The 23,940-nt window shown below is 71.0% G+C and carries 22 protein-coding genes and 1 riboswitch; of the genes, 16 read left to right on the forward strand and 6 right to left on the reverse strand.

The annotated features are described in order from the left end of the window. Positions 1 to 34: 34 nt before the first annotated feature. Both AW27_RS24760 and AW27_RS24765 read right to left on the reverse strand, forming a co-directional pair. Entirely contained in the window at positions 35 to 1,468 is a 1,434-nt protein-coding gene (locus AW27_RS24760) for a hypothetical protein (RefSeq protein WP_037927052.1), read from the reverse strand. A gap of 90 nt (positions 1,469 to 1,558) precedes the next feature. Further along, complete coding sequence (locus AW27_RS24765; RefSeq protein WP_037927046.1) at positions 1,559 to 1,798, reverse strand: hypothetical protein; 240 nt, start codon at positions 1,796 to 1,798, stop codon at positions 1,559 to 1,561. A gap of 143 nt (positions 1,799 to 1,941) precedes the next feature. Here AW27_RS24765 and AW27_RS24770 point away from each other — a divergent pair, with 143 nt between their 5' ends. Then, positions 1,942 to 2,916: a carbohydrate kinase family protein gene (locus AW27_RS24770; RefSeq protein WP_037927043.1), complete on the forward strand. Its 975-nt coding sequence runs from the start codon at positions 1,942 to 1,944 to the stop codon at positions 2,914 to 2,916. A 79-nt stretch (positions 2,917 to 2,995) separates the two neighbouring features. Here the strand turns inward: AW27_RS24770 and AW27_RS24775 are convergent, their stop codons facing one another. Next, complete coding sequence (locus AW27_RS24775; protein WP_037927041.1) at positions 2,996 to 4,375, reverse strand: cysteine desulfurase/sulfurtransferase TusA family protein; 1,380 nt, start codon at positions 4,373 to 4,375, stop codon at positions 2,996 to 2,998. Between the two features lie 283 nt (positions 4,376 to 4,658). On the opposite strand from AW27_RS24775, the gene ctaC reads away from it, so the two are divergent. The 4 genes from ctaC to AW27_RS24795 all read left to right on the forward strand — a co-directional run bounded on the left by ctaC (position 4,659) and on the right by AW27_RS24795 (position 9,133). After that, the gene (gene ctaC, locus AW27_RS24780; RefSeq protein WP_037927036.1) at positions 4,659 to 5,633 is read left to right on the forward strand and encodes an aa3-type cytochrome oxidase subunit II; all 975 of its coding nucleotides are present in this window, start codon (positions 4,659 to 4,661) and stop codon (positions 5,631 to 5,633) included. Continuing rightward, on the forward strand, positions 5,630 to 7,360 hold the full coding sequence (ctaD, locus tag AW27_RS24785; protein WP_030961596.1) for an aa3-type cytochrome oxidase subunit I: 1,731 nt from the start codon (positions 5,630 to 5,632) through the stop codon (positions 7,358 to 7,360). The genes ctaC and ctaD overlap by 4 nt, the downstream gene beginning before the upstream one ends. Then, positions 7,357 to 7,755, forward strand: a complete 399-nt coding sequence (locus AW27_RS24790; RefSeq protein ID WP_037927033.1) for a cytochrome c oxidase subunit 4 — start codon at positions 7,357 to 7,359, stop codon at positions 7,753 to 7,755. The genes ctaD and AW27_RS24790 overlap by 4 nt, the downstream gene beginning before the upstream one ends. A 133-nt stretch (positions 7,756 to 7,888) precedes the next feature. Then, positions 7,889 to 9,133: a L,D-transpeptidase gene (locus AW27_RS24795; protein WP_037927030.1), complete on the forward strand. Its 1,245-nt coding sequence runs from the start codon at positions 7,889 to 7,891 to the stop codon at positions 9,131 to 9,133. A gap of 210 nt (positions 9,134 to 9,343) precedes the next feature. On the opposite strand, the gene AW27_RS24800 is transcribed toward AW27_RS24795, so the two are convergent. After that, on the reverse strand, positions 9,344 to 9,745 hold the full coding sequence (locus AW27_RS24800) for a DNA-binding transcriptional response regulator (RefSeq protein ID WP_037927028.1): 402 nt from the start codon (positions 9,743 to 9,745) through the stop codon (positions 9,344 to 9,346). Positions 9,746 to 9,944: 199 nt separating this feature from the next. Here AW27_RS24800 and ctaE point away from each other — a divergent pair, with 199 nt between their 5' ends. The 6 genes from ctaE (at position 9,945) to AW27_RS24830 (ending at position 17,163) form a co-directional block, all read left to right on the forward strand. Beyond that, complete coding sequence (gene ctaE / locus AW27_RS24805) at positions 9,945 to 10,565, forward strand: aa3-type cytochrome oxidase subunit III (protein WP_030036314.1); 621 nt, start codon at positions 9,945 to 9,947, stop codon at positions 10,563 to 10,565. Between the two features lie 76 nt (positions 10,566 to 10,641). Then, the gene (qcrC, locus tag AW27_RS24810; RefSeq protein WP_037927024.1) at positions 10,642 to 11,451 is read left to right on the forward strand and encodes a cytochrome bc1 complex diheme cytochrome c subunit; all 810 of its coding nucleotides are present in this window, start codon (positions 10,642 to 10,644) and stop codon (positions 11,449 to 11,451) included. Beyond that, complete coding sequence (qcrA, locus tag AW27_RS24815; protein ID WP_037927021.1) at positions 11,448 to 12,506, forward strand: cytochrome bc1 complex Rieske iron-sulfur subunit; 1,059 nt, start codon at positions 11,448 to 11,450, stop codon at positions 12,504 to 12,506. The genes qcrC and qcrA overlap by 4 nt, the downstream gene beginning before the upstream one ends. After that, entirely contained in the window at positions 12,503 to 14,134 is a 1,632-nt protein-coding gene (qcrB, locus tag AW27_RS24820) for a cytochrome bc1 complex cytochrome b subunit (RefSeq protein ID WP_037927018.1), read from the forward strand. Before qcrA ends, qcrB begins: the two co-directional genes overlap by 4 nt. 163 nt (positions 14,135 to 14,297) lie before the next feature. Then, positions 14,298 to 15,362, forward strand: a complete 1,065-nt coding sequence (gene trpD / locus AW27_RS24825) for an anthranilate phosphoribosyltransferase (RefSeq protein ID WP_037927015.1) — start codon at positions 14,298 to 14,300, stop codon at positions 15,360 to 15,362. 87 nt (positions 15,363 to 15,449) lie between these two features. Continuing rightward, positions 15,450 to 15,566: riboswitch (SAM riboswitch) on the forward strand. A 199-nt stretch (positions 15,567 to 15,765) separates the two neighbouring features. Then, entirely contained in the window at positions 15,766 to 17,163 is a 1,398-nt protein-coding gene (locus AW27_RS24830) for an aminotransferase class V-fold PLP-dependent enzyme (protein ID WP_052031203.1), read from the forward strand. Between the two features lie 202 nt (positions 17,164 to 17,365). Here AW27_RS24830 and AW27_RS24835 read toward each other — a convergent pair whose 3' ends face one another. Both AW27_RS24835 and AW27_RS24840 read right to left on the reverse strand, forming a co-directional pair. Beyond that, complete coding sequence (locus tag AW27_RS24835) at positions 17,366 to 17,647, reverse strand: Lrp/AsnC family transcriptional regulator (protein ID WP_030850086.1); 282 nt, start codon at positions 17,645 to 17,647, stop codon at positions 17,366 to 17,368. Next, complete coding sequence (locus AW27_RS24840; RefSeq protein ID WP_037927014.1) at positions 17,644 to 18,378, reverse strand: rhomboid family intramembrane serine protease; 735 nt, start codon at positions 18,376 to 18,378, stop codon at positions 17,644 to 17,646. Before AW27_RS24840 ends, AW27_RS24835 begins: the two co-directional genes overlap by 4 nt. Positions 18,379 to 18,502: 124 nt before the next feature. Between AW27_RS24840 and AW27_RS24845 the strand changes: the two genes are divergently transcribed. The 5 genes from AW27_RS24845 (at position 18,503) to AW27_RS24865 (ending at position 23,933) form a co-directional block, all read left to right on the forward strand. After that, positions 18,503 to 18,742 carry a hypothetical protein gene (locus tag AW27_RS24845; protein WP_008738811.1) on the forward strand — a complete coding sequence of 80 codons (240 nt, stop codon included), beginning with the start codon at positions 18,503 to 18,505 and terminating at the stop codon, positions 18,740 to 18,742. Between the two features lie 43 nt (positions 18,743 to 18,785). Then, on the forward strand, positions 18,786 to 20,150 hold the full coding sequence (locus AW27_RS24850; RefSeq protein ID WP_037927011.1) for an NYN domain-containing protein: 1,365 nt from the start codon (positions 18,786 to 18,788) through the stop codon (positions 20,148 to 20,150). A 252-nt stretch (positions 20,151 to 20,402) separates the two neighbouring features. Continuing rightward, positions 20,403 to 21,428 carry a C40 family peptidase gene (locus AW27_RS24855; RefSeq protein WP_037927009.1) on the forward strand — a complete coding sequence of 342 codons (1,026 nt, stop codon included), beginning with the start codon at positions 20,403 to 20,405 and terminating at the stop codon, positions 21,426 to 21,428. Positions 21,429 to 21,648: 220 nt separating this feature from the next. Next, a complete protein-coding gene (locus AW27_RS24860) occupies positions 21,649 to 22,713 on the forward strand; it encodes a C40 family peptidase (protein ID WP_037927627.1) in 1,065 nt (354 codons plus the stop codon). Positions 22,714 to 22,802: 89 nt separating this feature from the next. Then, the gene (locus tag AW27_RS24865) at positions 22,803 to 23,933 is read left to right on the forward strand and encodes a hypothetical protein (protein ID WP_078556948.1); all 1,131 of its coding nucleotides are present in this window, start codon (positions 22,803 to 22,805) and stop codon (positions 23,931 to 23,933) included. Positions 23,934 to 23,940 lie beyond the last annotated feature (7 nt).

Consider the following 23,940-nt stretch of genomic DNA (forward strand, 5'->3'; position numbering starts at 1 on the left):
GACCGGGGCGGGCCCTCGCGCATGCCCAGGGGCGCTACTGCCGGGGGAGCACCTTGCCCGTCGCCGCGTCCAGCACCTTCCGGTCGCCCAGCGGCTCCTTCAGGGTCACCGACAGGGACATCTCCTCCGCCAGCATGATGCAGGCCTGACCCGGCTTGTTCGGCGTGTCAGTGATCTTCACCATGACCGACCCGGCCTGCTCCCGCGCCTCCACGGCGTACGTGCTGCACACGCTGCCCCAGAAGTTCACCGTCAGCTTCCGGTCGGCCTCCCGGTACGAGAAGCCGGGCACGGTACGAGCGCCCGGCCCCGGCGTGTTCTCCTGCGCGGACGCCGGCTCGGCCACCGTGTGACCCGGCGCCCCGCCCCGCCCCGCCACCTCGAACAGCCAGGCCGGAACCAGCCCGCGCGCTCCGTCGACCGTCCCCGGAGCCAGCCCGAGCACCGCGCCCGTCACCGTCTCGGTCCGCGGCGGCTTCATCGGCCGGGGCTCCGGATTGCAGGGCACCGGCTCCGAGGCGCCCACCGGGGTGTCCGCCGCCAGCGGGACCGCACTCGCGCAGCCGCTGGGCTCCGGCGTGCCGCCGGAGCCGTTCGACCGCGCGTTCAGCCGGGCCAGCGCCTCCGCGGCCCCGACCACCTGCTGGTCGGCGGCCCGGACCGGCGCCGTCAGCTCGCCGCTGCCGCCCACCACCGTGCCGTCCGCGCCCACGCTCACCTGGGTGGACCAGCCCTGCGTGGGCAGGCCGCCGACCACCGGATCGGCCGTCACCACCCGGATCGCGCCCTGGGTGAGCCGGGCGTCCAGCCGGGCCCCGTCCTGCCCCACGGCCTTCAGCACCGGAGCCGCGGCGGCCTTGGCGGCCTCCTCGGACACCGGTCGGCCGCTCGCGTCGGCACCGGCGTCCCGGGGGAGCGCGGCGGGGCCGCAGGTGTCCTTGCCGCGCACGCAGTCGTCCCCGGCGCCGTTGCCCGCGGCGTCGCCGCCCGCCTGGAAGCGGTTGAAATTCCAGGTGCCCGGTGCCGTACGGGCCACCGTCAACCGGGGCCCGGAGCCGTCGGCGGCCTCACCGGCCAGCCAGACGTCCCCCTCCAGCCGCGGGGCGCCCGTGAGGCCCAGGGCCGCCGCGAGCCGGGCCACATCGGCCTGCGCGACCTCCCCCGACACGCGGTAGGCGGGCGCCGCCGGCGGGGCCTCGGGCAGCTTCACATCGGCCCGGTAGACCACACCCCCGCCCGAAGGATCCGGCTCCCCGGGCGCGATGCCCGGACCCGAGGGGTCACCCGCGTCACGGGGTGCGGATGCCGCGCTGTCACCCGTCCGGCGGGCCGTTCCGTCCCCCTGGGCCGCGGACGCCCAGTAGGCGGTACCACCGCCCGCGAGCAGGACGGCGGCCGTGATCGAGCCGACGACCCAGGCGGGCCGCCGTCGTGTGCCGCTTGACGTGCCGGGTTCTTCGCTGGTCACCGCATCGCTCCTTCACTGGTCCCGCAGTGTCTGATGCGGGTGTGACGGAACGGGGGCGCAACCGGTTCCCTCCGGCTTCCGGGCGCCCTCCTACTGGTCCCCGTAGGCGGCGGTGGAGGCGATCAGCCGGGCCGAGGCGGCCGGAACCCTGACCCCGTGGATCTGCGAGGGAGCCACCCGGACCTGCCGGGGGCCCTCCTCGACGCCCCAGTGCGGGGCCATCCGGGCGCAGTCCCCCAGCAGGCGGGCGAAGCCGGGCCGTCCCGGGCCTTCCGCTCCGCGCCGGTCGGCGGTGTACTCGGAGCAGCCGTAACCGTCGGTATAGGTCATGAGGGCACCGTAGGCACCGGAGCTCTCGCGAAGAAAGACCTACTAAGGGGTAGTTTCTGGGGTTCGTCCGGGGGTTCGGCCGGGGGGCACTTACCGGGTAGTTTTGACTGTCCCTCGCCGTCCTCAGCAGGAGCGTCCACGCCGTGCGCATCGCAGTCACCGGCTCCATCGCCACCGACCACCTCATGACCTTCCCCGGCCGTTTCGCCGACCAGTTCGTCGCGGACCAGCTGCACACGGTCTCCCTCTCCTTCCTCGTCGACAACCTCGACGTCCGGCGGGGCGGTGTGGGCCCGAACATCTGCTTCGGCATGGGGCAGCTCGGCAGCCGCCCGATCCTGGTCGGAGCCGCCGGCTCCGACTTCGACGAGTACCGGGCCTGGCTCGACCGGCACGGCGTCGACACCCAGTCCGTCCGCATCTCCGAGGTGCTGCACACCGCGCGCTTCGTGTGCACCACGGACTCCGACCACAACCAGATCGGCTCCTTCTACACGGGCGCGATGAGCGAGGCCCGCCTGATCGAGCTGAAGTCCGTGGCCGACCGCGTGGGCGGCCTCGACCTCGTCCTCATCGGCGCGGACGACCCCGAGGCGATGCTGCGCCACACGGAGGAGTGCCGGACGCGGGGGATCCCCTTCGCCGCCGACTTCTCGCAGCAGATCGCCCGCATGGACGGCGACAACATCCGCACCCTGATGGAGGGCGCGACCTACCTCTTCTCCAACGAGTACGAGAAGGGCCTCATCGAGTCGAAGTCCGGCTGGACGGACGAGGAGATCCTCTCCAAGGTCGGCACCCGCGTGACCACGCTGGGCTCCAACGGCGTCAGGATCGAGCGGTCCGGCGAGGCCCCGATCGTCGTCGGCTGCCCCGAGGAGAACGCGAAGGTCGACCCGACCGGTGTCGGCGACGCCTTCCGCGCCGGGTTCCTGACGGGCCTGGGCTGGGGCGTCGGCCTGGAGCGCGCGGCGCAGCTCGGCTGCATGCTCGCGACCCTCGTCATCGAGACGCTGGGCACCCAGGAGTACACGCTCGCCCGTGCCCACTTCATGGAGCGCTTCACCAAGGCCTACGGCGAAGAGGCCGCGGCCGAGGTCCGCGCCCACCTGGCCTAGGCTCCGCCCGGCGGATCGCGGCCGGGGCCGGAGGCGGCGGGGTCGGATCCGGCCCCGCCGCGGCTGTGCCCCGCCGCGGCTACGCCCCGCGGCGGACCGTGTACGCGGAGCCGGCGGCACGGGGGCTCTCGCCCAGGTACGCGTGCCCGCGCATCGCGCACCACGCCGGGATGTCCAGCCGCGCCACCTCGTCGTCCGACAGGACGGTCACCGTGCCGCCCACCGGGACCCGGCCGATGGCCCGGGCCAGCTCGATCACCGGCTGCGGGCAGCGCAGCCCGAGCGCGTCCAGTTCGAGGGACTCCGCCTCCGGCACCACCGCGGGCGCCTCCGAGACCCCGAGCCGCTCCCGTACGCCCGCCACCGCACCCGGCAGCACCTCCAGGAAGGCGTTGACCTCGGCCGCCGGGGTCCCCGCCGGCAGGGACACCCGTACGTTCCCCTCCGACAGCACGCCCATCGCCCGCAGTACGTGACTGGGGGTCAGCGTGGAGCTCGTGCAGGAGGAGCCCGAGGAGACCGAGAAGCCCGCCCGGTCCAGCTCGTGCAGCAGCGCCTCCCCGTCGACGTACAGGCAGGAGAAGGTGACCAGGTGCGGCAGCCGCCGGTCCGCGTGGCCGACCACCTCCACGTCCGGGACGAGCCGCACCACCCGCCGCCGGATCCGATCCACCAGGATCCGCAGCCGGGCCGCCTCCGCGTCCGCCTCCGCTCGTACCGCCCGCAGGGAGGCCGCCGCCGCCACGATCGCGGGAAGGTTCACGAAGCCGGGGGAGCGCCCCGACTCCCTTTCGTCCGCGGGGCCTTGGGGTGCGAAGCGCACCCCCTTGCGGACCGCCAGCAGGCCCACCCCGGGCGGGCCGCCCCACTTGTGCGCACTCGCCGCCAGGACGGACCAGGCGCCCTCCACGGGCCCCCAGGCCAGCGACTGCGCCGCGTCCACCAGCAGCGGCACCCCCGCCGCCCCGCAGACCTCCGCCACCTCGGCCACCGGCTGGACCGTGCCCACCTCGTGGTTGGCGGACTGGAGGCAGGCGAGCGCCGTCGCCGGTGCCAGCGCCTGCGCGTACCCGGCGGGGGACACCGCGCCCCAGCGGTCCACGGGGACTTCGGTGACGTGCCCGCCGCGCGCCTCGTGCGCCGCCGCCGCATGCAGTACAGAACTGTGTTCGACCGCCGATACGACCAGACGGCCGCCGACGCGTCGGCGGCCGGCGAGGGCGCCGGCGATGCCCGAGTGAACCGCGTGCGTCCCCGAAGGAGTGAACACGAGCTCGTCGGCGCGGCATCCCACCGCCTCCGCGGCGGCCTCCCGCGCCGCGTCCAGCAGCAACCGCGCGCGCCTGCCCTCCCGGTACAGCCGGGCCGGATCGGCCCAGCCCTCGTCCAGGGAGGCCTGCAGCGCCTGCCGGGCCACGGGGTGCAGGGGAGCGGCGGACGCGCTGTCGAAGTACGGCATCCCGCCACGCTAGCGCCGGCCCCGGAGCGTTCGAGGTCAGGGGGCGTCAGATGGGCCCCGGAGCCCGTCGTTCAGGGGCGTGTCCGCCGTCCCCCGTACGGCGGATCCATCCCTTCGGGGGCAGTAGCGGCGCGTTGGGCACCCTCCCCGCGCGACCCCAAATAGCGTCCAGTAGGGTTTGGTCCGCATAAACATCCAAACCCCTGCCTGCGTCAGGGCCGGCGACCGACCCGAACACGGCCGCGGCCGGCCGCGCGGGCCGAGACTCTCGGGAAGGCGCTACGTGAGTCCCTACGGCTCCGACCGCTCGCCGCGGCGCCCGATGCGGCGGAAGCTGCTGCAGGCGCTGACTGCGGGCGTGGTCCTGGCGACCGCCACTGGTTGCTCGTATACATGGAAAGACTTCCCCCGCCTCGGAATGCCGACTCCGGTAACCGAGGAGGCGCCGCGCATCCTCTCCCTGTGGCAGGGATCCTGGGCGGCCGCGCTCGTCACGGGCATCCTGGTGTGGGGCCTGATCATCTGGAGCGTCATCTTCCACCGGCGCAGCCGGACGAAGGTGGAGGTCCCCCCGCAGACCCGGTACAACATGCCCATCGAGGCGCTGTACACGGTCGTCCCGCTCATCATCGTCTCGGTGCTCTTCTACTTCACCGCGCGTGACGAGTCCAAGCTTCTCGCCCTCACCCCGAAGCCGGCGCACACGATCAACGTGATCGGCTTCCAGTGGAGCTGGGGCTTCAACTACATCGAGAACGTCGACGGCGACGCGGCTACCCCGAAGGCGGGTGCGGTTCCCAAGGAGCTCGCCTCCATTCCGGACCGCTTCACCAAGGACTTCCCGGCGGGCGCCGAGGGCGTCTACGAGAAGGGCGTCCCGAGCGACCGCAACCCGCAGACGGGCAACCCGGGTCCGACCCTGGTCCTCCCCAAGGGTGAGAAGGTCCGCTTCATCCTGTCGTCCAACGACGTCATCCACTCCTTCTGGGTGGTCCCCTTCCTGTTCAAGCAGGACGTCATCCCGGGCCACACCAACGTCTTCGAGGTCGTCCCGAGCCAAGAGGGCACCTTCATGGGCAAGTGCGCCGAGCTCTGCGGCGTCGACCACTCCCGGATGCTCTTCAACGTCAAGGTGGTCTCGCCCGAGAAGTACCAGGAGTACCTGAAGGACCTGGCGGAGAAGGGTCAGACCGGCTTCCTCCCCGCCGGCATCCAGCAGACCGACCCGGCCCGGAATGCGGAAGTGAACAAACTGTGAGCATCCTCAACGAATCCCAGGGTGCCGCCGCAGCTGACTCGTACGAGAACGAGCTGCCGGTGCGGCGCAAGCAGCCGGGCAACGTGGTCGTGAAGTGGCTCACCACCACCGACCACAAGACCATCGGCACGATGTACCTGGTCACCTCGTTCGTGTTCTTCATCATCGGCGGTCTCCTGGCGCTCTTCATGCGCGCCGAGCTGGCCCGTCCGGGTACGCAGATCATGTCGAACGAGCAGTTCAACCAGGCGTTCACCATGCATGGCACGATCATGCTGCTGATGTTCGCCACCCCGCTGTTCGCGGGCTTCGCCAACTGGATCATGCCGCTGCAGATCGGCGCGCCCGACGTGGCGTTCCCGCGGCTGAACATGTTCGCGTACTGGCTGTACCTCTTCGGCTCGACCATCGCGGTGGCCGGCTTCGTGACGCCGAACGGCGCCGCCGACTTCGGCTGGTTCGCCTACTCCCCGCTGTCGGACGCGGTCCGGTCGCCGGGCATCGGCGCCGACATGTGGATCATGGGTCTGGCCTTCTCCGGCTTCGGTACGATCCTCGGCTCGGTCAACTTCATCACCACGATCATCTGCATGCGCGCTCCGGGCATGACGATGTTCCGCATGCCGATCTTCACCTGGAACGTGCTGCTGACCGGTGTCCTGGTCCTGCTCGCCTTCCCGGTCCTGGCCGCCGCGCTCTTCGCGCTGGAGTCCGACCGCAAGTTCGGCTCGCACGTGTTCGACAGCGCCAACGGTGGCGCACTGCTCTGGCAACACCTTTTCTGGTTCTTCGGACATCCAGAGGTGTACATCATCGCGCTGCCGTTCTTCGGCATCGTCTCGGAGATCATTCCGGTCTTCTCGCGCAAGCCGATGTTCGGTTACATCGGCCTGATCGCCGCGACGATCGCGATCGCCGGCCTCTCGGTGACCGTGTGGGCGCACCACATGTACGTCACCGGCGGTGTGCTGCTGCCGTTCTTCTCCTTCATGACCTTCCTGATCGCGGTACCGACCGGTGTGAAGTTCTTCAACTGGATCGGCACCATGTGGAAGGGCTCACTGTCCTTCGAGACCCCGATGCTCTGGACGATCGGCTTCCTGGTCACCTTCACCTTCGGTGGTCTGACCGGCGTCATCCTGGCCTCGCCGCCGATGGACTTCCACGTCTCCGACTCGTACTTCGTCGTCGCCCACTTCCACTACGTCGTCTTCGGCACCGTGGTGTTCGCGATGTTCGCCGGCTTCCACTTCTGGTGGCCGAAGTTCACCGGCAAGATGCTGGACGAGCGCCTCGGCAAGATCACCTTCTGGACGCTGTTCATCGGCTTCCACGGCACCTTCCTGGTCCAGCACTGGCTGGGTGCGGAGGGCATGCCGCGCCGCTACGCCGACTACCTGGCGGCCGACGGCTTCACCACGCTGAACACGATCTCCACGATCAGCTCCTTCGTGCTCGGCCTGTCGATGCTGCCGTTCATCTACAACGTGTGGAAGACGGCCAAGTACGGCAAGAAGATCGAGGTCGACGACCCGTGGGGCTACGGCCGTTCGCTTGAGTGGGCGACCTCCTGCCCGCCGCCGCGGCACAACTTCCTCACGCTGCCGCGCATCCGTAGCGAGTCGCCCGCCTTCGACCTCCACCACCCGGAGATCGCGGCGCTCGACCACCTTGAGGACCACGGCGCCAAGGCGGCCGTCACCGGTGGCAAGGAGGCCGGCAAGTGAAGATCCAGGGCAAGATGTTCCTCTGGCTCTCCTTCTTCATCCTGATCATGGCCGTCGTGTACGGCGTGTGGTCGAAGGAGCCCGTCGGTACCACTGCGCTCTTCCTGGCCTTCGGCCTGAGCGTCATGATCGGCTACTACCTGGCCTTCACGGCCAAGCGCGTCGACGAGATGGCCCAGGACAACCTGGAGGCCGACGTCGCCGACGAGGCCGGCGAGCTGGGGTTCTTCTCCCCGCACAGCTGGCAGCCGCTCTCGCTCGGCATCGGTGGCGCGCTCGCCTTCCTGGGCGTCGTCTTCGGCTGGTGGCTCATGTACTTCTCGGCCCCGATCATCCTGATCGGCCTGTGGGGCTGGGTGTACGAGTACTACCGCGGTGAGAACGCCAACCAGTAGGCGCGAGAAGCAGCATGCGCGCGGCCCGGCCGCGCACCACGTGGGGCCCGGACACCTCTTCGGAGGAGTCCGGGCCCCTCGTTTGCAGTCACCCCGCGCGCCGTAATTGTCATATCTTCATAGCGTTGGGTCCATGAAGCACTCACCGCGTCTTTGGACGGTACTCAGCTGCTCCCTGCTGGTCGCGTCCCTCGGGGCCGGCGCCACCGCATGCGGGTCCGGCGACAACCCGCTGTCAGCCCGCCCGGTCGACGCGGGCGAGCAGGTCGCCTTCAACCAGACGGCGGGCAGCCGGCCCGTCGACCCCAACCGGCCCCTCGAAATCACCGCCAAGGCCAAGGGCAGCCGGATCACCGACGTCACGGTCGTGGACACCCACGGCCGCCGCCTGGCGGGCGAACTCAGCGCCACGGGGGACCGGTGGCACAGCACCGTCCCCATGGCCGCAGGTGTGCGCTACACCGTCACCGTGAGCACGGAGGACGAGAGGGGTACCCCGGGCCAGCGCACGATGGCCTTCGACACCACCCCGTCCAAGGGAGTCCTCAAGGTCGAGTTCGGCCCGGAGGAGGGCAAGTACGGCGTCGGCCAGCCCCTCACCGCCGAACTCAACGAGCCCGTCAAGGACAAGGCGGCCCGCGCCGTCGTTGAACGCGGCCTGGTCGTCGATGCCCCTCCCGGGGTCGAGGGCGCCTGGCACTGGGTCGACGACAAGCACCTGCACTACCGCCCGAAGGACTACTGGCCCGCCAACACCGCCGTCTCCGTACGGAGCAACCTGGAGGGCATCAGGATCACCGACGAGCTCCACGGGGCCGCCGCCAAGCCGCTGAAGCTGGAGATCGGCGACCGGGTCGAGGTCACCACCGACGCCGCCGCCCACTGGCTGACGTTCAAGCGCAACGGAGAAGTGATCAATTCCATTCCGGTCACCACCGGCAAGCCCGGGTTCTCCACCCGCAACGGCATCAAGGTGGTGCTGGGGAAGCAGTACTACGTACAGATGCGCGGGGACACCGTCGGCATCGGCGGCAGCGAGTACTACAACCTGCCCGTCTACTACGCCACCCGCGTCACCTGGAGTGGTGAATACGTGCACGCCGCGCCCTGGTCCATCGGCTCTCACGGCTACGCCAACGTCAGCCACGGCTGCACCGGCATGAGCACGGGCAACGCCGCCTGGTTCTACGAGAACATCACCGAGGGCGACATCGTCCAGGTGATCAACAGCATCGGCGACGACATGGACATCTTCGGCAACGGATTCGGCGACTGGAACATGGACTGGAAGGACTGGCGCGAGGGCAGCGCCCTCCTCAAGGGCACCCAGGAAGGCCGCAGCACCATCGACCAGGCCCGTCTGCGGCCCACGGTCTGAGGATCCGGCCCGGTCCCCCTCCGGGGCGCCGCCGGCCGGCCGGTGAGGGCGCACGCGTCAGGAGAACCGCTTGGTGCCCGGCGGTTCCCGGCGCGTGCGCCCCCACTCCCCGTCGTACGTGCCGCTCGGGATCACCCGCCCGTGCGACGGGCGGCGCCCCGGATTGACGGCCGGTCCCCGGGGCCCGTCCGGCCGATCCGCCGGCGGGCCCTAGGCGTCCAGGGACAGTCGGGAACGCAGCAGGCCCGCCAGCGCGTCCGCGAACTCCACCGGGTCCACCGGAAGGGTCACCGCGGCGTCCGCGCGGCTCCATGTGGCCAGCCAGGCGTCCTGGGGGCGCCCCATCAGCAACAGCACCGGCGGACACCGGAAGATCTCGTCCTTGATCTGCCGGCACACACCCATGCCCCCGGCCGGGACCGCCTCGCCGTCCAGCACGCACACGTCGATCCCGCCCGCGTCCAGCTCCGTCAGGACCGCCGGCAGCGTCGCGCACTCCAGGAACTCCACCGGTGGCAGATCAGCGGCGGGACGGCGGCCCGCCGCCAGTCTCACCTGCTCCCGGGTGCCCGCGTCGTCGCTGTAGACCAGAACCCGCGCAGTCGCCCGCATTTCGATCCTCCACGTGTCCCATGAATCACGTTGATGTTGCGCGGGATGCTACTCCTCCCACCGCCGTGTCAGCATCGGTTCGGACAGGTGCACGAGAGTGCGCGGGGCCGTCATCTGATGGGCCGTTCGGGCCTTGCACACGCCCCTGACACTCCGAACGGCACCCCCCGGGGTGAGGGCGGGATAAGCGACCGACATAATGTCGGTCGTGGCGACAGCAACGACAGTAGATACCGGGCACGCGCACCCGACGGTCAACCGGCCGAACCTCGTCAGCGTCGGAACCATCATCTGGTTGAGTTCCGAGCTGATGTTCTTCGCGGCCCTCTTCGCGATGTACTTCACCCTGCGATCCGTGACGGGTCCCGAGTACTGGACAGAGCAGGCCTCGGCCTTGAATCTGCCCTTCTCGGCGACGAACACGACGATCCTGGTGCTTTCCTCCCTCACCTGCCAGCTCGGCGTGTTCGCCGCCGAGCGCGGTGACGTGAAGAAGCTCCGGACGTGGTTCATCATCACGTTCGTCATGGGTGCGATCTTCATTGGCGGCCAGGTGTTCGAGTACACCGAGCTGGTCAAGCACGAGGGCATGAGCCTTTCGTCCGGTCCGTACGGCTCGGTGTTCTACCTGACCACCGGCTTCCACGGTCTGCACGTGACGGGCGGCCTCATCGCCTTCCTGCTGGTCCTCGGCCGGACGTACGCGGCCAAGAGGTTCACCCACGAACAGGCCACGTCGGCCATCGTCGTGTCCTACTACTGGCACTTCGTCGATGTCGTCTGGATCGGCCTCTTCGCCACGATCTACCTGATCAAGTAGCGAACACGTCACCGGGCCCGACCCGGCACTCCATCCAGACACACCGACGCAGAAGATCCTGACACCGGGGTAATCCGTGAAAAAGCTCTCCGCACGACGACGCCATCCGCTGGCGGCGGTCGTCGTTCTACTCCTCGCGCTGGCGGCCACTGGGGGGCTGTACGCCGCCTTTGCTCCCGCGGGCAAGGCGCAGGCCGATGAAACCGCCCAGTCCCTCGCCATCGAGGAGGGCAAGAAGCTCTACGCCGTGGGTTGCGCAAGCTGCCACGGAACCGGCGGTCAGGGTTCCTCTGACGGCCCGAGCCTGGTCGGCGTCGGCTCCGCGGCCGTCGACTTCCAGGTGAGCACGGGCCGCATGCCCGCCCAGCAGCCCGGCGCCCAGGTGCCGAAGAAGCCGGTCATCTACACCCAGGCGCAGATCGACCAGCTGGCCGCGTACATCGCCTCCCTCGGTGCCGGCCCGATCACGCCGACCGAGAAGCAGTACGACCCGGCGGACGCCGACATCGCCAAGGGCGGTGAGCTGTTCCGCAACAACTGCGCGCAGTGCCACAACTTCACCGGCGAGGGCGGCGCGCTGACGAACGGCAAGTACGCCCCCAACCTTGAGGACGTCACGCCGAAGCACATCTACGAGGCCATGCAGACCGGCCCGCAGAACATGCCCTCCTTCCCTGACAGCACCATGCCGGAGCAGCAGAAGAAGGACATCATCGCGTACCTCCAGAACGTCAACGGCGAGAAGTCGACGAACCCCGGCGGCCTCAAGCTCGGCGGGCTCGGCCCGGTCTCCGAGGGCCTGTTCGGCTGGGTCTTCGGACTGGGTGCGCTGATCGCTGTCGCCGTCTGGGTCGCGGCCCACACCGCTAAGGCCAAGAAGTCATGAGTAGCCAAGAGATTCCCGAAGACAAGCACCTGCCGAGCGAGCAGGGCGACGCGCACCACGGTGGCGTAGCGGTCGCGGACGACCCGTTCGCCGACCCGGGCCTGCCGGTCCACAAGCCGCGCATCCAGGACATCGACGAGCGGGCGGCGAAGCGTTCCGAGCGCACGGTCGCGATGCTGTTCACGGTGTCGATGCTGGCCACGGTCGCCTTCATCGCCTCCTACGTGATCCTCCCGGTCGACAAGATCGTGTACATCTTCCCCATCGGGAAGGTGAGCGCGCTCAACTTCGCGCTGGGCGTCACCCTGGGCATCGCGCTGTTCTGCATCGGCGCCGGTGCCGTGCACTGGGCCCGCACCCTGATGTCCGACGTGGAGGTCGCCGACGACCGCCACGAGATCTCCGCCGCGCCGGAGGTCAGGGCCAAGGTCATGCAGGACTTCGCCGACGGCGCGAACGAGTCCGGCATCGGCCGGCGGCCGCTGATCCGCAACACCATGCTGGGCGCGCTGGCTCTGGTCCCGCTCTCCGGTGTGATGCTGCTGCGCGACCTGGGCCCGCTGCCCGAGGAGAAGCTGCGCAAGACGGTCTGGGCGAAGGGCAAGCTGCTCATCAACCAGAACACGATGGAGCCGCTGCGTCCCGAGGACGTCCTGGTCGGTTCGCTCACCTTCGCCAAGCCCGAGGGCCTGGAGGAGGACGCGCACGACTACATGACCCAGATCGCCAAGGCGGCCCTGATGATCGTCCGGCTCAAGCCGGAGGACATCAAGGACAAGCAGGAGCTGGAGTGGTCCCACGAGGGCATCGTGGCCTACTCGAAGATCTGCACCCACGTCGGCTGCCCGATCAGCCTGTACGAGCAGCAGACGCACCACGTGCTCTGCCCGTGCCACCAGTCCACCTTCGACCTCTCCGACGGCGCCCGTGTCATCTTCGGCCCGGCCGGTCACGCGCTTCCGCAGCTGCGGATCGGTGTGAATGACGAAGGCTTCCTCGAAGCGCTCGGCGACTTCGAAGAGCCCGTCGGTCCTGCATTCTGGGAGCGCGGATGAGTACTGCGACCACTGACGCACAGGCGCGCAAAGCGCCCGCCGGCGAGCGCGTGGCTGACTGGGCGGACGGCCGCCTGGGCATCTACAGCCTGGCCAAGGCGAACATGCGCAAGATCTTCCCGGACCACTGGTCCTTCATGCTGGGTGAGATCGCGCTCTACAGCTTCATCATCATCATCCTCACGGGTGTGTACCTGACGCTGTTCTTCCACCCGAGCATGAACGAGGTCGTGTACCACGGCTCGTACGTGCCGATGCAGGGTGTGCGGATGTCCGAGGCGTTCGCCTCGACGCTGGACATCAGCTTCGACGTCCGCGGCGGTCTGCTCATCCGGCAGATCCACCACTGGGCGGCCCTGATCTTCGTCGCGGCGATGATGGTGCACATGATGCGCGTCTTCTTCACCGGCGCGTTCCGCAAGCCGCGCGAGATCAACTGGCTGTTCGGCTTCCTGCTGCTGGTCCTCGGCATGTTCACCGGCTTCACCGGCTACTCCCTGCCGGACGACCTGCTCTCGGGCACCGGTGTCCGCTTCATGCAGGGCGCGATCCTGTCCGTGCCGGTCGTGGGCACGTACCTGTCGATGTTCCTGTTCGGCGGCGAGTTCCCCGGGCACGACTTCGTGGCCAGGTTCTACTCGATCCACATCCTGCTGCTGCCGGGCATCATGATGGGCCTGCTGGTGGCCCACCTGATCCTGGTCTTCTACCACAAGCACACCCAGTTCGCGGGTCCCGGCAAGACGAACAAGAACGTCGTCGGCATGCCGCTGCTCCCGGTGTACATGGCGAAGGCGGGCGGCTTCTTCTTCCTGGTCTTCGGCATCATCGCGGCCATCGCGGGCATCGCCTCGATCAACCCGATCTGGGCGCTCGGACCCTACGTCCCGGACCACGTGTCCACGGGCGCGCAGCCGGACTGGTACATGGGCTTCTCCGAGGGCCTCATCCGTGCCATGCCGGGCTGGGAGATCAACCTCTGGGGTCACACGCTGGTCCTCGGCGTGTTCATCCCGCTGATGATCTTCCCGATGGTCCTGGCGACGATCGCCGTGTACCCCTTCGTCGAGTCCTGGGTCACCGGAGACAAGCGCGAGCACCACATCCTGGACCGCCCGCGCAACGTCCCGACCCGCACCGCCTTCGGTGTGGCCTGGCTGACCTGGTACGTCGTCCTGCTGATCGCCGGTGGAAACGACATGTTCGCGCAGTTCTTCCACCTGTCGATCAACTCGATCACCTGGTTCGCGCGGATCGGCTTCTTCGTCTGCCCGGTCCTCGCCTTCATCGTCACCAAGCGGATCTGCCTCGGCCTCCAGCGCCGGGACCGGGACAAGGTGCTGCACGGTCGCGAGACCGGCATCATCAAGCGCCTGCCGCACGGTGAGTTCGTCGAGGTCCACGAGCCGCTTTCGCAGGGCAAGCTGCACACCCTCACCGCGCACGAGCAGTACAAGCCGCTCGAAATCGGCCCGACGGTCGACGAGAACGGCGTCGAGCGCAAGGTGAAGGCCACCGAGAAGCTGCGCGCGAAGCTCAGCAAGGGCTTCTACGCCGAGGGCAACCAGATCCCGAAGCCCACGGTGGAGGAGTACAAGGAGATCCAGTCCGGCCACGGCCACCACTGATCCCCCGCACCACCGCATGAGGGACTGATTTCGGTCAGTCCTGGTGTCGCCACGGCGAGAGCCCCGTCCAGTGTCTGGACGGGGCTCTTTGCCGTAACCGGGGCTGGATAGGCTGATCTCCTTCCCAATCGACGGGGACCCCTACCAGCAGCAGGAGCTGACCATGAACGTTGTGACCCCGGCAGGCGGCGACAGCGTGGCGGCCCGTGGCTGGCCGGGCGTCCTCGACGCCCTGCTGACCGGCCGGGACCTGCGCGCGGACGACACGGCCTGGGCCATGGACCGGATCATGCGGGGGGAGGCCACCGATGCCCAGATCGCCGGTTTCGTGGTCGCCCTGCGTGCCAAGGGGGAGACGGTCGCCGAGATCAACGGCCTTGTGCGGGCCATGTACGAGCACGCCAACCTCATCGAGGTGCCCGGCCCCAGCGTCGACATCGTCGGCACCGGCGGCGACGGGGCCAAGACGGTGAACATCTCCACGATGTCGGCGGTCGTCGTGGCCGGGACCGGCGCCAAGGTCGTCAAACACGGCAACCGGGCCGCGTCCTCCGCGAGCGGCTCCTCGGACGTCCTGGAGAAGCTCGGCGTCAACCTCGACCTGAGCACCGCCCGGGTCGTCGAGGTCGCCGAGGAGGCCGGCATCACCTTCTGCTTCGCGGTGAAGTTCCACCCGGCCCTGCGCCACGTCGCCGGTGCCCGCCGGGAACTGGGCATCCGCACCACCTTCAACATCCTCGGCCCGCTCACCAACCCGGCCCGCGTCCGGTCCCAGGCCACCGGCGTGGCGGACCCCCGGATGGCGCCCATCGTCGCGGGCGTGCTCGCCGAGCGAGGCTCCTCGGCGCTGGTCTTCCGCGGCGACGACGGCCTGGACGAACTGACCACCACGGCGACCTCCCGCGTCTGGTGGGTCCGCGGCGGGGAGGTCGCCGAGCAGTCCTTCGACCCGCGCGACGTCGGCATCCCCCTGGTGGACGTCTCGGCCCTGGCCGGCGGAGACCCCTCGTACAACGCGGACGTGGCCCGTCGCCTGCTGGCCGGCGAGACCGGACCGGTCCGCGACGCCGTGCTGCTGAACTCGGCGGCCGCCCTGGTGGCCCTCGACCCCGGCACGGGCAGCCTGGAGGAGCAGATCGCGGCCGGCATCACCCGCGCGGCCGAGTCGATCGACTCCGGTGCCGCCAGGGCCGCGCTGGAGCGCTGGGTGACGGCCAGCAACGCCTGACCGCGGCGCCCGTTTCCGGCCAGACCCCGGTCCGCGATGTGGACCGGGGTCCGGCGGCCGGCCGATCATGTGGCAGGATGCAGACCAGGTCACGAGTGACAGCGTGTAGGCCCCGGCTTGCTGTCCGGCAACCCTCCTTCCGTGGCGGGGTGCCCCGGGTGATGACCAGGTCGTAGGCAGCAAGGCCTACGGCAAGCGCGGATCCCTCGACACCAGGGGTCCTGGTCTTTCGAGGAGCGTTTTCCGTGAGCAAGCGAATGCGATAGGGCGACCGACGCCCCTTCTTCACCCTCGGACCAGGGTCACTTCCGTGCGCCCTCCTCTCGTCCCGGGGATCTTCCCGTACCCACGTGCGTACGGGCACACCGAAGCCATTCAGCCCTGCCTGCCGGGAGATACCGCCATGTCCGCATCCCTGAACACCGCCACCGCCACCGCCACCACCGCCGTCGCCACCGCCCAGGACCCCGCCTGTGCCGAGCCGCTCGCCGTCCTCGGCCGCGACGTCACCGTCCCGCTCGTCACCGGCGGCGAGGTCACCTACGCGGCCCTCGACTACGCCGCCAGCGCCCCCGCCCTCCAGCGGGTCTGGGACGACGTGGCCGCCTACGCCCCCTACTACGGCAGCGTCCACCGCGGCGCCGGATACCTCTCGCAGCTGTCCACCGACCTCTTCGAGCAGAGCCGCGCCACGGTCGCCGAGTTCCTCGACTGCCGCCCCGGAGACCAGGTCGTCTTCACCCGCTCCACCACCGACTCCCTGAACCTGCTCGCCGCGGCGCTCCCGGCCGACTGCCAGGTCTTCGTCTTCGAGACCGAGCACCACGCCTCGCTCCTGCCGTGGACGAACGCGCAGGTCACCTACCTCAACGCGCCGCGCACCCCGGCCGAGGCCGTCGCCACCCTGGAGCGGGCGCTCGCCGACCGCGAGCCCTACGGCCCGGCGCTCGTGTGCGTCACCGGCGCCTCCAACGTCACCGGCGAGCTGTGGCCGGTGAAGGAACTCGCCGCTGCCGCGCACGCCCACGGCGCACGGATCGTGCTGGACGCCGCCCAGCTGGCCCCGCACCACCCCGTTTCCGTGCGGGACCTCGACGTCGACTGGGTCGCCTTCTCCGGCCACAAGCTCTACGCGCCCTTCGGCTCGGGCGTCCTCGCCGGCCGTGCCGACTGGCTCCAGGAGGCCGAGCCGTACCTGGCAGGCGGCGGGGCCTCCCGCAAGGTCTCCCGCCGCGAGGACGGCGGGGTGGACGTCGAGTGGCACACCACGGCGGCCCGCCACGAGGCCGGCTCCCCGAACGTCATCGGCGTCTACTCCATCGCCTCGGCCTGCCGGGCCCTGACCGAGGCCGGGTTCGAGACCCTGGTGGCCCGCGAGGAGCGGCTGGTGGCCCGGGTCCGCGAGGGTCTGGCGGAGGTTCCGGCGGTCCGGGTCCTGTCCCTCTTCGGCGATGACGCCCCGCGCGTCGGCGTCATCTCCTTCGTGGTGGACGGCTGGAACAGCTCCCACTTCGCCGCCGCGCTCTCCGCCGAGTACGGGATCGGCGTCCGGGACGGCCTGTTCTGCGCCCACCCGCTGGTACGGACCCTGCTGGGCAGCGAGCCGCAGGCCCCGGGCGAGTGCGGGGCCCCCGAGGCCGCTCCGGGCGAGCGCTCCCTGAACGCGATCCGCGTCAGCTTCGGCGCCGGCACCCCGGACGAGCACGTGGAGCGCTTCGTCCGGGCGGTCAAGGAGCTCGTCGAGGACGGCGCGAAGTGGCAGTACCGCACGGAGGAGGGCCGCTGCGTCCCCGTGGGCTGACGGCTTTCCGCGGGGGCTGCTCCGCAGGAGCGCGGGTCGGTGCCCCGCGCGAGGAGACGCCCCGGCGGCGGCGCCGCTCCCCGGACCGGACCGACACCGCCCCGCCGAGCCGCCCGCAGGGCAACCCGCACCCATTGAGCCTCGCCGGCGATGGAGGCGCGGGTCCGGGCAGCGCCCGGGATGTGGACGGTCGAAGCCGGCGCTACGCGTCCAGGCCGATCGCGAACGCCGCCTCCAGGTCGTGCTGCGAGTACGTGCGGAACGCCACGTGCGTGTCGGTGGCCTCGACGCCCGGGATCTTGCTGATGCGGCCGGGGATGATGTCGGCCAGGTTCTCGTGGCGGTTCACGCGGACCAGCGCGATCAGGTCGTACGTCCCGGTGACGGAGTAGACCTCGCTGACGTTGTCGAGGGCGGCGATGGACTCGGCGATCTCGGGGATGCGGTCCACGCTGGTCTTGATGAGCACGATCGCGGTGATCACGGCTGGCTGTCTCCCTCGGTGGCCGTCGCTGGTCGCCTCACTCTAGTCGTACCCCGATACCGGGCCCATGCGTAGAGGAAGCCGAGCGAGAACCCCACCAGATGGGCCAGATAGGCGACTCCCGGCCCGCTCTCCGCGCGGTGCGCCGCCACCCACTGCAGGGCGAACCAGAACAGCAGCACGATCCACGCCGGGAACCGCAGGGGCAGGAAGAACAGGAACGGGAACAGGCTCGTCACCCGCGCCCTCGGCAGCAGGTACAGGAACGCCCCCAGGACGGCCGAGATCGCCCCCGAAGCACCCACCAGTGTCTGCGCGGACTCCGCGTTGGCCGCCGCGTACGCCGCCAGTGCCAGGTAGCCCGTGCAGAGGTAGAAGACGAGGAACGCCGGGCGGCCCATCCGCTCCTCGGCCATCGCGCCGAAGACGAAGAGGAAGAGCATGTTGCCCAGCAGGTGCAGCCAGCTGCCGTGGACGAAGAGCGCGGTCAGCGGGGTCAGCCAGGCACGGGGGGTGTCCGTGAAGAGCTCGTCCGGGACCACGCCCCAGCGCCGGAAGTACTCGGCGCCCGCGACCAGTAGTTCGTCGCCGGTGCCGTAGACCGGGTTGAGCCCCGAGGCCGGGCTCAGGACGAACACCACGCCGCAGCCCGCGATCAGCGCGTGGGTGACCACCGGTCCCCGGACAGCCTCGCGCACAGTCCGCCACCTTACGATCATGTGACAGAGCATGACGCAACGCACCCCACCTGAAGCGCTGCCAGGCCGTAGGGTTACGAGCTGCGGTACGCAGGCCGACGCGGACGGCCGAACGGGCCGCTTTAATTGAATCAGCTACGAAGGAGCGAGCAGCCCGATGACGGTTCCCCTGCCGACCGACACCACGCGGTGGCGCTGCACCCTGTGCGGCAACCTCACGCGCTTCGATGTCACCCGCTCGTCGAAGGTCGTCGAGTACGTCCACCTGGACCTCGCCGGGGAGCCCAAGGTCGAGGAGCGCGAGGTGGTCAATGAGACCATCGAGTCGGTCCGCTGCCGCTGGTGCAACGCGGTGGACCAGATCGAGCTCGTGGACAGGCCGGGCGCGGACTCCTGACGGAGCCCCGTCCGCAGGTAGACCATCACGGTAGGGGTGACGGATTGTGGAGCCAGCAAGCGGCGCCGGGTCGGCCGACGCGGCCGACGACGCCGCGGAGGCGCTCGACCGCCCGCTTCCGGAAGGTGTGCGGCGCCGGGTCGTCGCGCTCGTCTCGGACGCCTTCGGCGCGCTGACCGTCGCGGACCTGCCGGCGCAGTTGCGCCAGTACGCCCGCTTCACCCCGACCCGGCGGGCCAAGTTCGCGGGCAACGCCATGGCCGCGGCGGTCGAGACCGATCCGGTGTTCCGCGGCAGGGTCGCCGAGAAGCTGCGCGAGGCCCAGGCGGACCTGGCCGGTGCGCTGGAGTCCGGCGCACCGCCGGCGGCCGCGGACCCGCTGGACGTGGCGGCGGCCGCCTTCGTCCTGCGGCCCGCCGGATGGGTCAAGCTGGTGGCCGCCGCGGGTGAGGAAGCGCAGCGCGCCGACGCCGAGCGGGTCGGCGAGGAGACCCGGCGCGAGCTGGAGCGCCTGCGCGAGGAGCTGGAGCAGGTACGGGAGCTGCAGCGCACAGGCGGCGAGCAGGTGCGGGGCGAGCTGGAGGCCGCGCGAAAGGAAGCGGAATCGCTTCAGCGGCGGCTGCGCAGCGCCCTCAGTGACGTCAAGCGCGGCGAGGCCGCCCTGCGCAAGGCGACCGCCGAGATCGACGGGATCCGCGGGGAGGCGGCGGCCAGGGTGGCGGCGGCCGAGAGTGAGAACCGTCGGCTCAAGTCCCGCCTGGCGGAGGTGGAGACGGCGCTGGAGACCTCGCGCCGGGCCACCCGCGAGGGGCGCAGCATCGAGGACATGCGGCTGCGACTGCTGCTGGACACCGTGCTGGACGCGGCGCAGGGGCTGCGCCGCGAGCTGGCGCTGCCGCCGGTGAACACCCGCCCGGCCGACACGGTGGACGCGGTGGAGCCGGGCCGGATGACGCCGAAGGACATCGCGGCGCGGGCCCTGTCGGAGACCGATCCGGCCCTGCTGGACCAGCTGTTGGCGCTGCCCCAGGCCCACTTGGTGGTCGACGGCTACAACGTGACCAAGACCGGCTATCCGACGATGCCGCTGGAGAAGCAGCGGCTGCGGCTGCTGGGCGGGCTGTCGATGCTGGCCGCGCAGACGGGCGCGGAGATGACCTGTGTCTTCGACGGCGCGGAGCTGGCGGCCCCGGTGCTGCTCGCTCCGCCGCGCGGTGTGCGGGTGCTGTTCTCCAAGGCCGGGGTGACCGCCGACGAGCTGATCCGGCAGTTGGTGCGGGCGGAGCCGGCCGGCCGGCCGGTGGTCGTGGTCTCCACGGACCGGGAGGTCGCCGACGGGGTGGCCAAGGCCGGGGCGCGGCCCGTAACGTCCGCTTTGCTGCTGAAGCGGCTTTCGCGCGTTTCGTAACTCCCAGCCTGAATGCCGGAATTGGCACCTCCTGTGGGGGACGCACCGTCAAGTGCTCGGCACGGAGCGTGCGCTGAAAGTAAAGAACCTGGTCGGGGCCCGAGTTTTTTCCCGGCAGGATTTGAACTGATCACAGCTGGGTCACTAGGGTCTGCTCAAACCTTCGTGCGGTAGATCACTCATTCGGAGTGGCGGCGGAGGTGCTGCCGAGTTGCGTTCTTCGGCGGCTCTAGGAAGAAGGAGCTCGCCTTCGTGGCGTCCCACCGTCGACCCAAGCAGCCGACCCGCGCTCGTGTGACCGTGCTCACCTCGGTCGCGGCCGCGGCCGTCGCGCTCACCGCGCAGAGTGCCTCCGCCGCCCCGGCGAAGCCGAGCAAGGACGAGGTCAAGAGCCAGGTCGACGCCCTCTACGAAGAGGCGGAGCAGGCCACCGAGAAGTTCAACGGGGCCAAGGAGCGCCAGGCGACCCTGGAGAAGGAGATCGGGCAGATCCAGGACCAGGTCGCGCGCGGCCAGAGCGAGCTCAACGACTTGCGCAGCGCGCTCGGTTCGATGGCGAGTGCCCAGTACCGCAGCGGCGGCATCGACCCCTCCCTCGCCCTGCTCCTCTCCGAGGACCCCGACGGCTACCTCGACAAGGCCGCCACCCTGGAGCACCTGAGCGGCAAGCAGGTCGAAGCGGTCCAGAAGATCCAGGCGAAGCAGCGCACCCTCGCGCAGCAGCGCCAGGAGGCATCCGGCAAGCTCGCCGATCTCGACGCCACCCGCAAGGAGCTGGCCGAGAAGAAGAAGGTCTCGTCCGAGAAGCTGGCCGCCGCCCAGGCCATCCTCAACACCCTTACGGCGCAGGAGCGCGCCGCGCTCAAGGACGAGGAGTCGCGCGCCAGCCGCGCCGACGGCCAGCGCGTCGACCTCGGCAACGTCAGTGCCTCCGGTCGTGCCGGAGCCGCCCTGGCGGCCGCCAAGACCAAGCTCGGCAGCGCGTACATATCGGGCCACGAGGGCCCCAACTCCTTCGACTGCTCCGGGCTGACCCAGTGGGCGTACAAGCAGGCCGGCGTCAGCATCAGCCGCGTCACCTACACCCAGGCCAACGACGGCACGCGCATCAGCCGCAGCCAGCTCCAGCCCGGTGACCTGGTCTTCTTCTACGGGGACCTGCACCACGTCGGCCTGTACGCCGGCAACAACATGACGCTGCACGCCTCGAACCCGCGCGGCGGCGTCAAGTACGAGTCGATGGACAACATGCCGTTCCAGTTCGGCGTCCGCATCTGACGCGCCGCACACCGCCCATCCGGGCGAATTCCGCGGCCCCGCTCTGACCCACGCCCCGCCGGTGACCTGCGTCTCCGGCGGGGCGTCGGCGTGTGTGCCCTCCGGCGGTCGTTGGTCGGTGCGTGGTCGCACGGCTACTGTCTGCCAGCGCGGAACCCGGCACACGGCCGTCCACGGGGGGCGGCCCCGGGCCCCGCTCAGCGGAAGGGAGCGGGTGCACGTGGCGTCCCATCGTCGGCCCGGGTTCGGCGGCCTCGACCGGAACCCGAAGGTCACCGTCCTCACCGCCGCCGCGGCGACCGCCGCGGTCGCCATGGCCGCCGCACCCGCGAGCGCGGCCCCGGCCCTCCCGCACGAGCCCGGCGGCGGCACCAGGTCCGGCGTCAGCGCCCAAGTGGACCGGCTCTTCGAGGAGGCCGAGCAGGCCACCGAGCACTTCAACGAGGCGGGCGAGAAGGCCGACAGGCTCCGCGCCGAGGTCAACCGGGCCCAGGACGCCGTCGCCCGCGGCCAGCAGCGCATCAACACCTTGCGCGGCGTCCTCGGCACCTTCGCCGGGGCCCAGTACCGCAGCGGCGGCATCGACCCCGCCGTCGGGCTGATGCTCGCCGAGGACCCCGACGCCTACCTGGAACAGGCCGCGGCCCTGGACCGGCTGACCGAGCGCCAGGCCCGGCAGCTCCACGAACTGCGCCAGGAACAGCGCCGGCTCGGGCAGGTGCGGGCGGAGGCCTCCCACAAACTCGCCGAACTCGACGCCCTGCGCTCCGACGTCGCCCGCCACAAGCGCTCCGTCACCGCGAAGCTCGCCGCGGCCCAGCGGCTGCTCAACTCCATGCCGTCCGAGGAGCGGGCCGACTTCGAGCGCTCCTCGCGCTCCGGCGGGCGCCACGAAACGCTGCCGGATTTGGGCCCCGCCGGCGGCGGAGGCCCCTCCTCCGGCCGCGCCGCGGCCGCCGTGATGGCTGCCCGGGCCGCCGTCGGCCGCCCGTACGTGTGGGGCTCCACCGGCCCCTCCGGCTTCGACTGCTCCGGGCTGATGGTCTGGTCCTACCGGCAGGCGGGCGTCTCGCTGCCGCGGACCTCGCAGGCCCAGCGGCACGCGGGGCGGCAGGTGCCGCTCTCGCAGGCCCGCCCGGGCGACCTCGTGACGTACCGGTCCGACGCCAGCCACGTCGGCATGTACGTCGGCAACGGCCAGGTGGTCCACGCCCCCTATCCCGGGGCGCGGGTGCGCTACGACCCGGTCGGGATGATGCCGGTGTCGGCGGTGACCCGCCCCTGACCCCGCGGGCGGCGGACCGCCCCCCGCCGCCCTTCCGTCCGCCGCCCTCCCCTCCCCGCCGTCCGGGGCGGCCTGCGTACGATCGGCGGATGCTCCCCGTCCGCCGCCCGCCGCGCCTCCTGCCGCTCGTGCTGCTCCTGCTGTGCGCGCTGCCGGTCGCCTGCGGCCCGCGGCCGGCCGGGACCGCCGACACCGCCGGCCGGGACGTCCGCCGGGCCGTCGCCGACTGGTCCCGGTCGGTGCCCGAGCGGCTCGCCGGGATCCCGCTGGCCGACTGGTCGTACACGGTCTCCGCGGTGCGGCGCGACGGCGACCGGGCCGTCGCCACGGCCCGGCTGCGCTACCGGCTGGCCGGTCACGACACCGCCCCCGAGGAGTCGGCGCGCGAGGTGGAGCTGGCCCGGGAGGGCGGCACCTGGCGGGTGAGCGCCGACCGGCCCGCGCCGGGCGCCCTGCCGCAGCTGTGGGACCAGGGCCCGGTCTCGGTGGCCGCCGGCACCTACTCCCTGGTGCTCGGCGGAGCAGGCCAGGGCGCCGGGACGCTGCGGGAGGTCGCCGCCGAGACCGACCGGGCGGTGCCCGCCGCGCGTGCCGCCTGGCCCGGTCCGTGGGCGGGGCGGGTGGTCGTCCTGGTCCCCGGCTCCCTCGACGCGATGGCGCGGCTGCTGGGCCGCCCCGCCGACACCTACCGGGGGCTGGGCGCCGTCACCACCGGCCGGGCGGGCCCGGGCCCGGCCCCCGCGGACCGGGTCGTGCTCAATCCGGAGGGGTACGCCGGGCTGGGTGCGGAGGGCCGGCGGATCATCCTGACCCACGAGGTCACGCACGTGGCCACGCGCGCCGCGACCTCCGCCACCACCCCCCAGTGGCTCTCCGAGGGCTTCGCGGACTGGGCGGCGTACCGGGGTGCCTCCACGCCCCCCGCGCAGGCCGCCCCGGCGCTCGCCCGGGCGGTGCGGCGCGGCGAACTGCCGGGGGACCTGCCCCGGACGGAGGACTTCGCCTTCGGTGGCGACCCGGAGGCGGCCGCGCGGGCCTACGAGGGGGCGTGGCTGGCCTGCCGGCTGATCGCGGCCGAATGGGGCGAGGAGGCCCTGGTGGACCTGTACGGGCGGGCGGGCCGCGAACCGCTGGAGACCGCGCTGCCGACCGCCCTCGGGGTGGACCGGGCGGAGCTGTCGAAGGCCTGGCGGGAGTTCCTTCGCGAGGAACTGCGCTGAGCGGGTA

Origin of the sequence: Streptomyces sp. PCS3-D2, assembly GCF_000612545.2 — a bacterium.
In the GTDB taxonomy this organism is placed as follows: domain Bacteria; phylum Actinomycetota; class Actinomycetes; order Streptomycetales; family Streptomycetaceae; genus Streptomyces.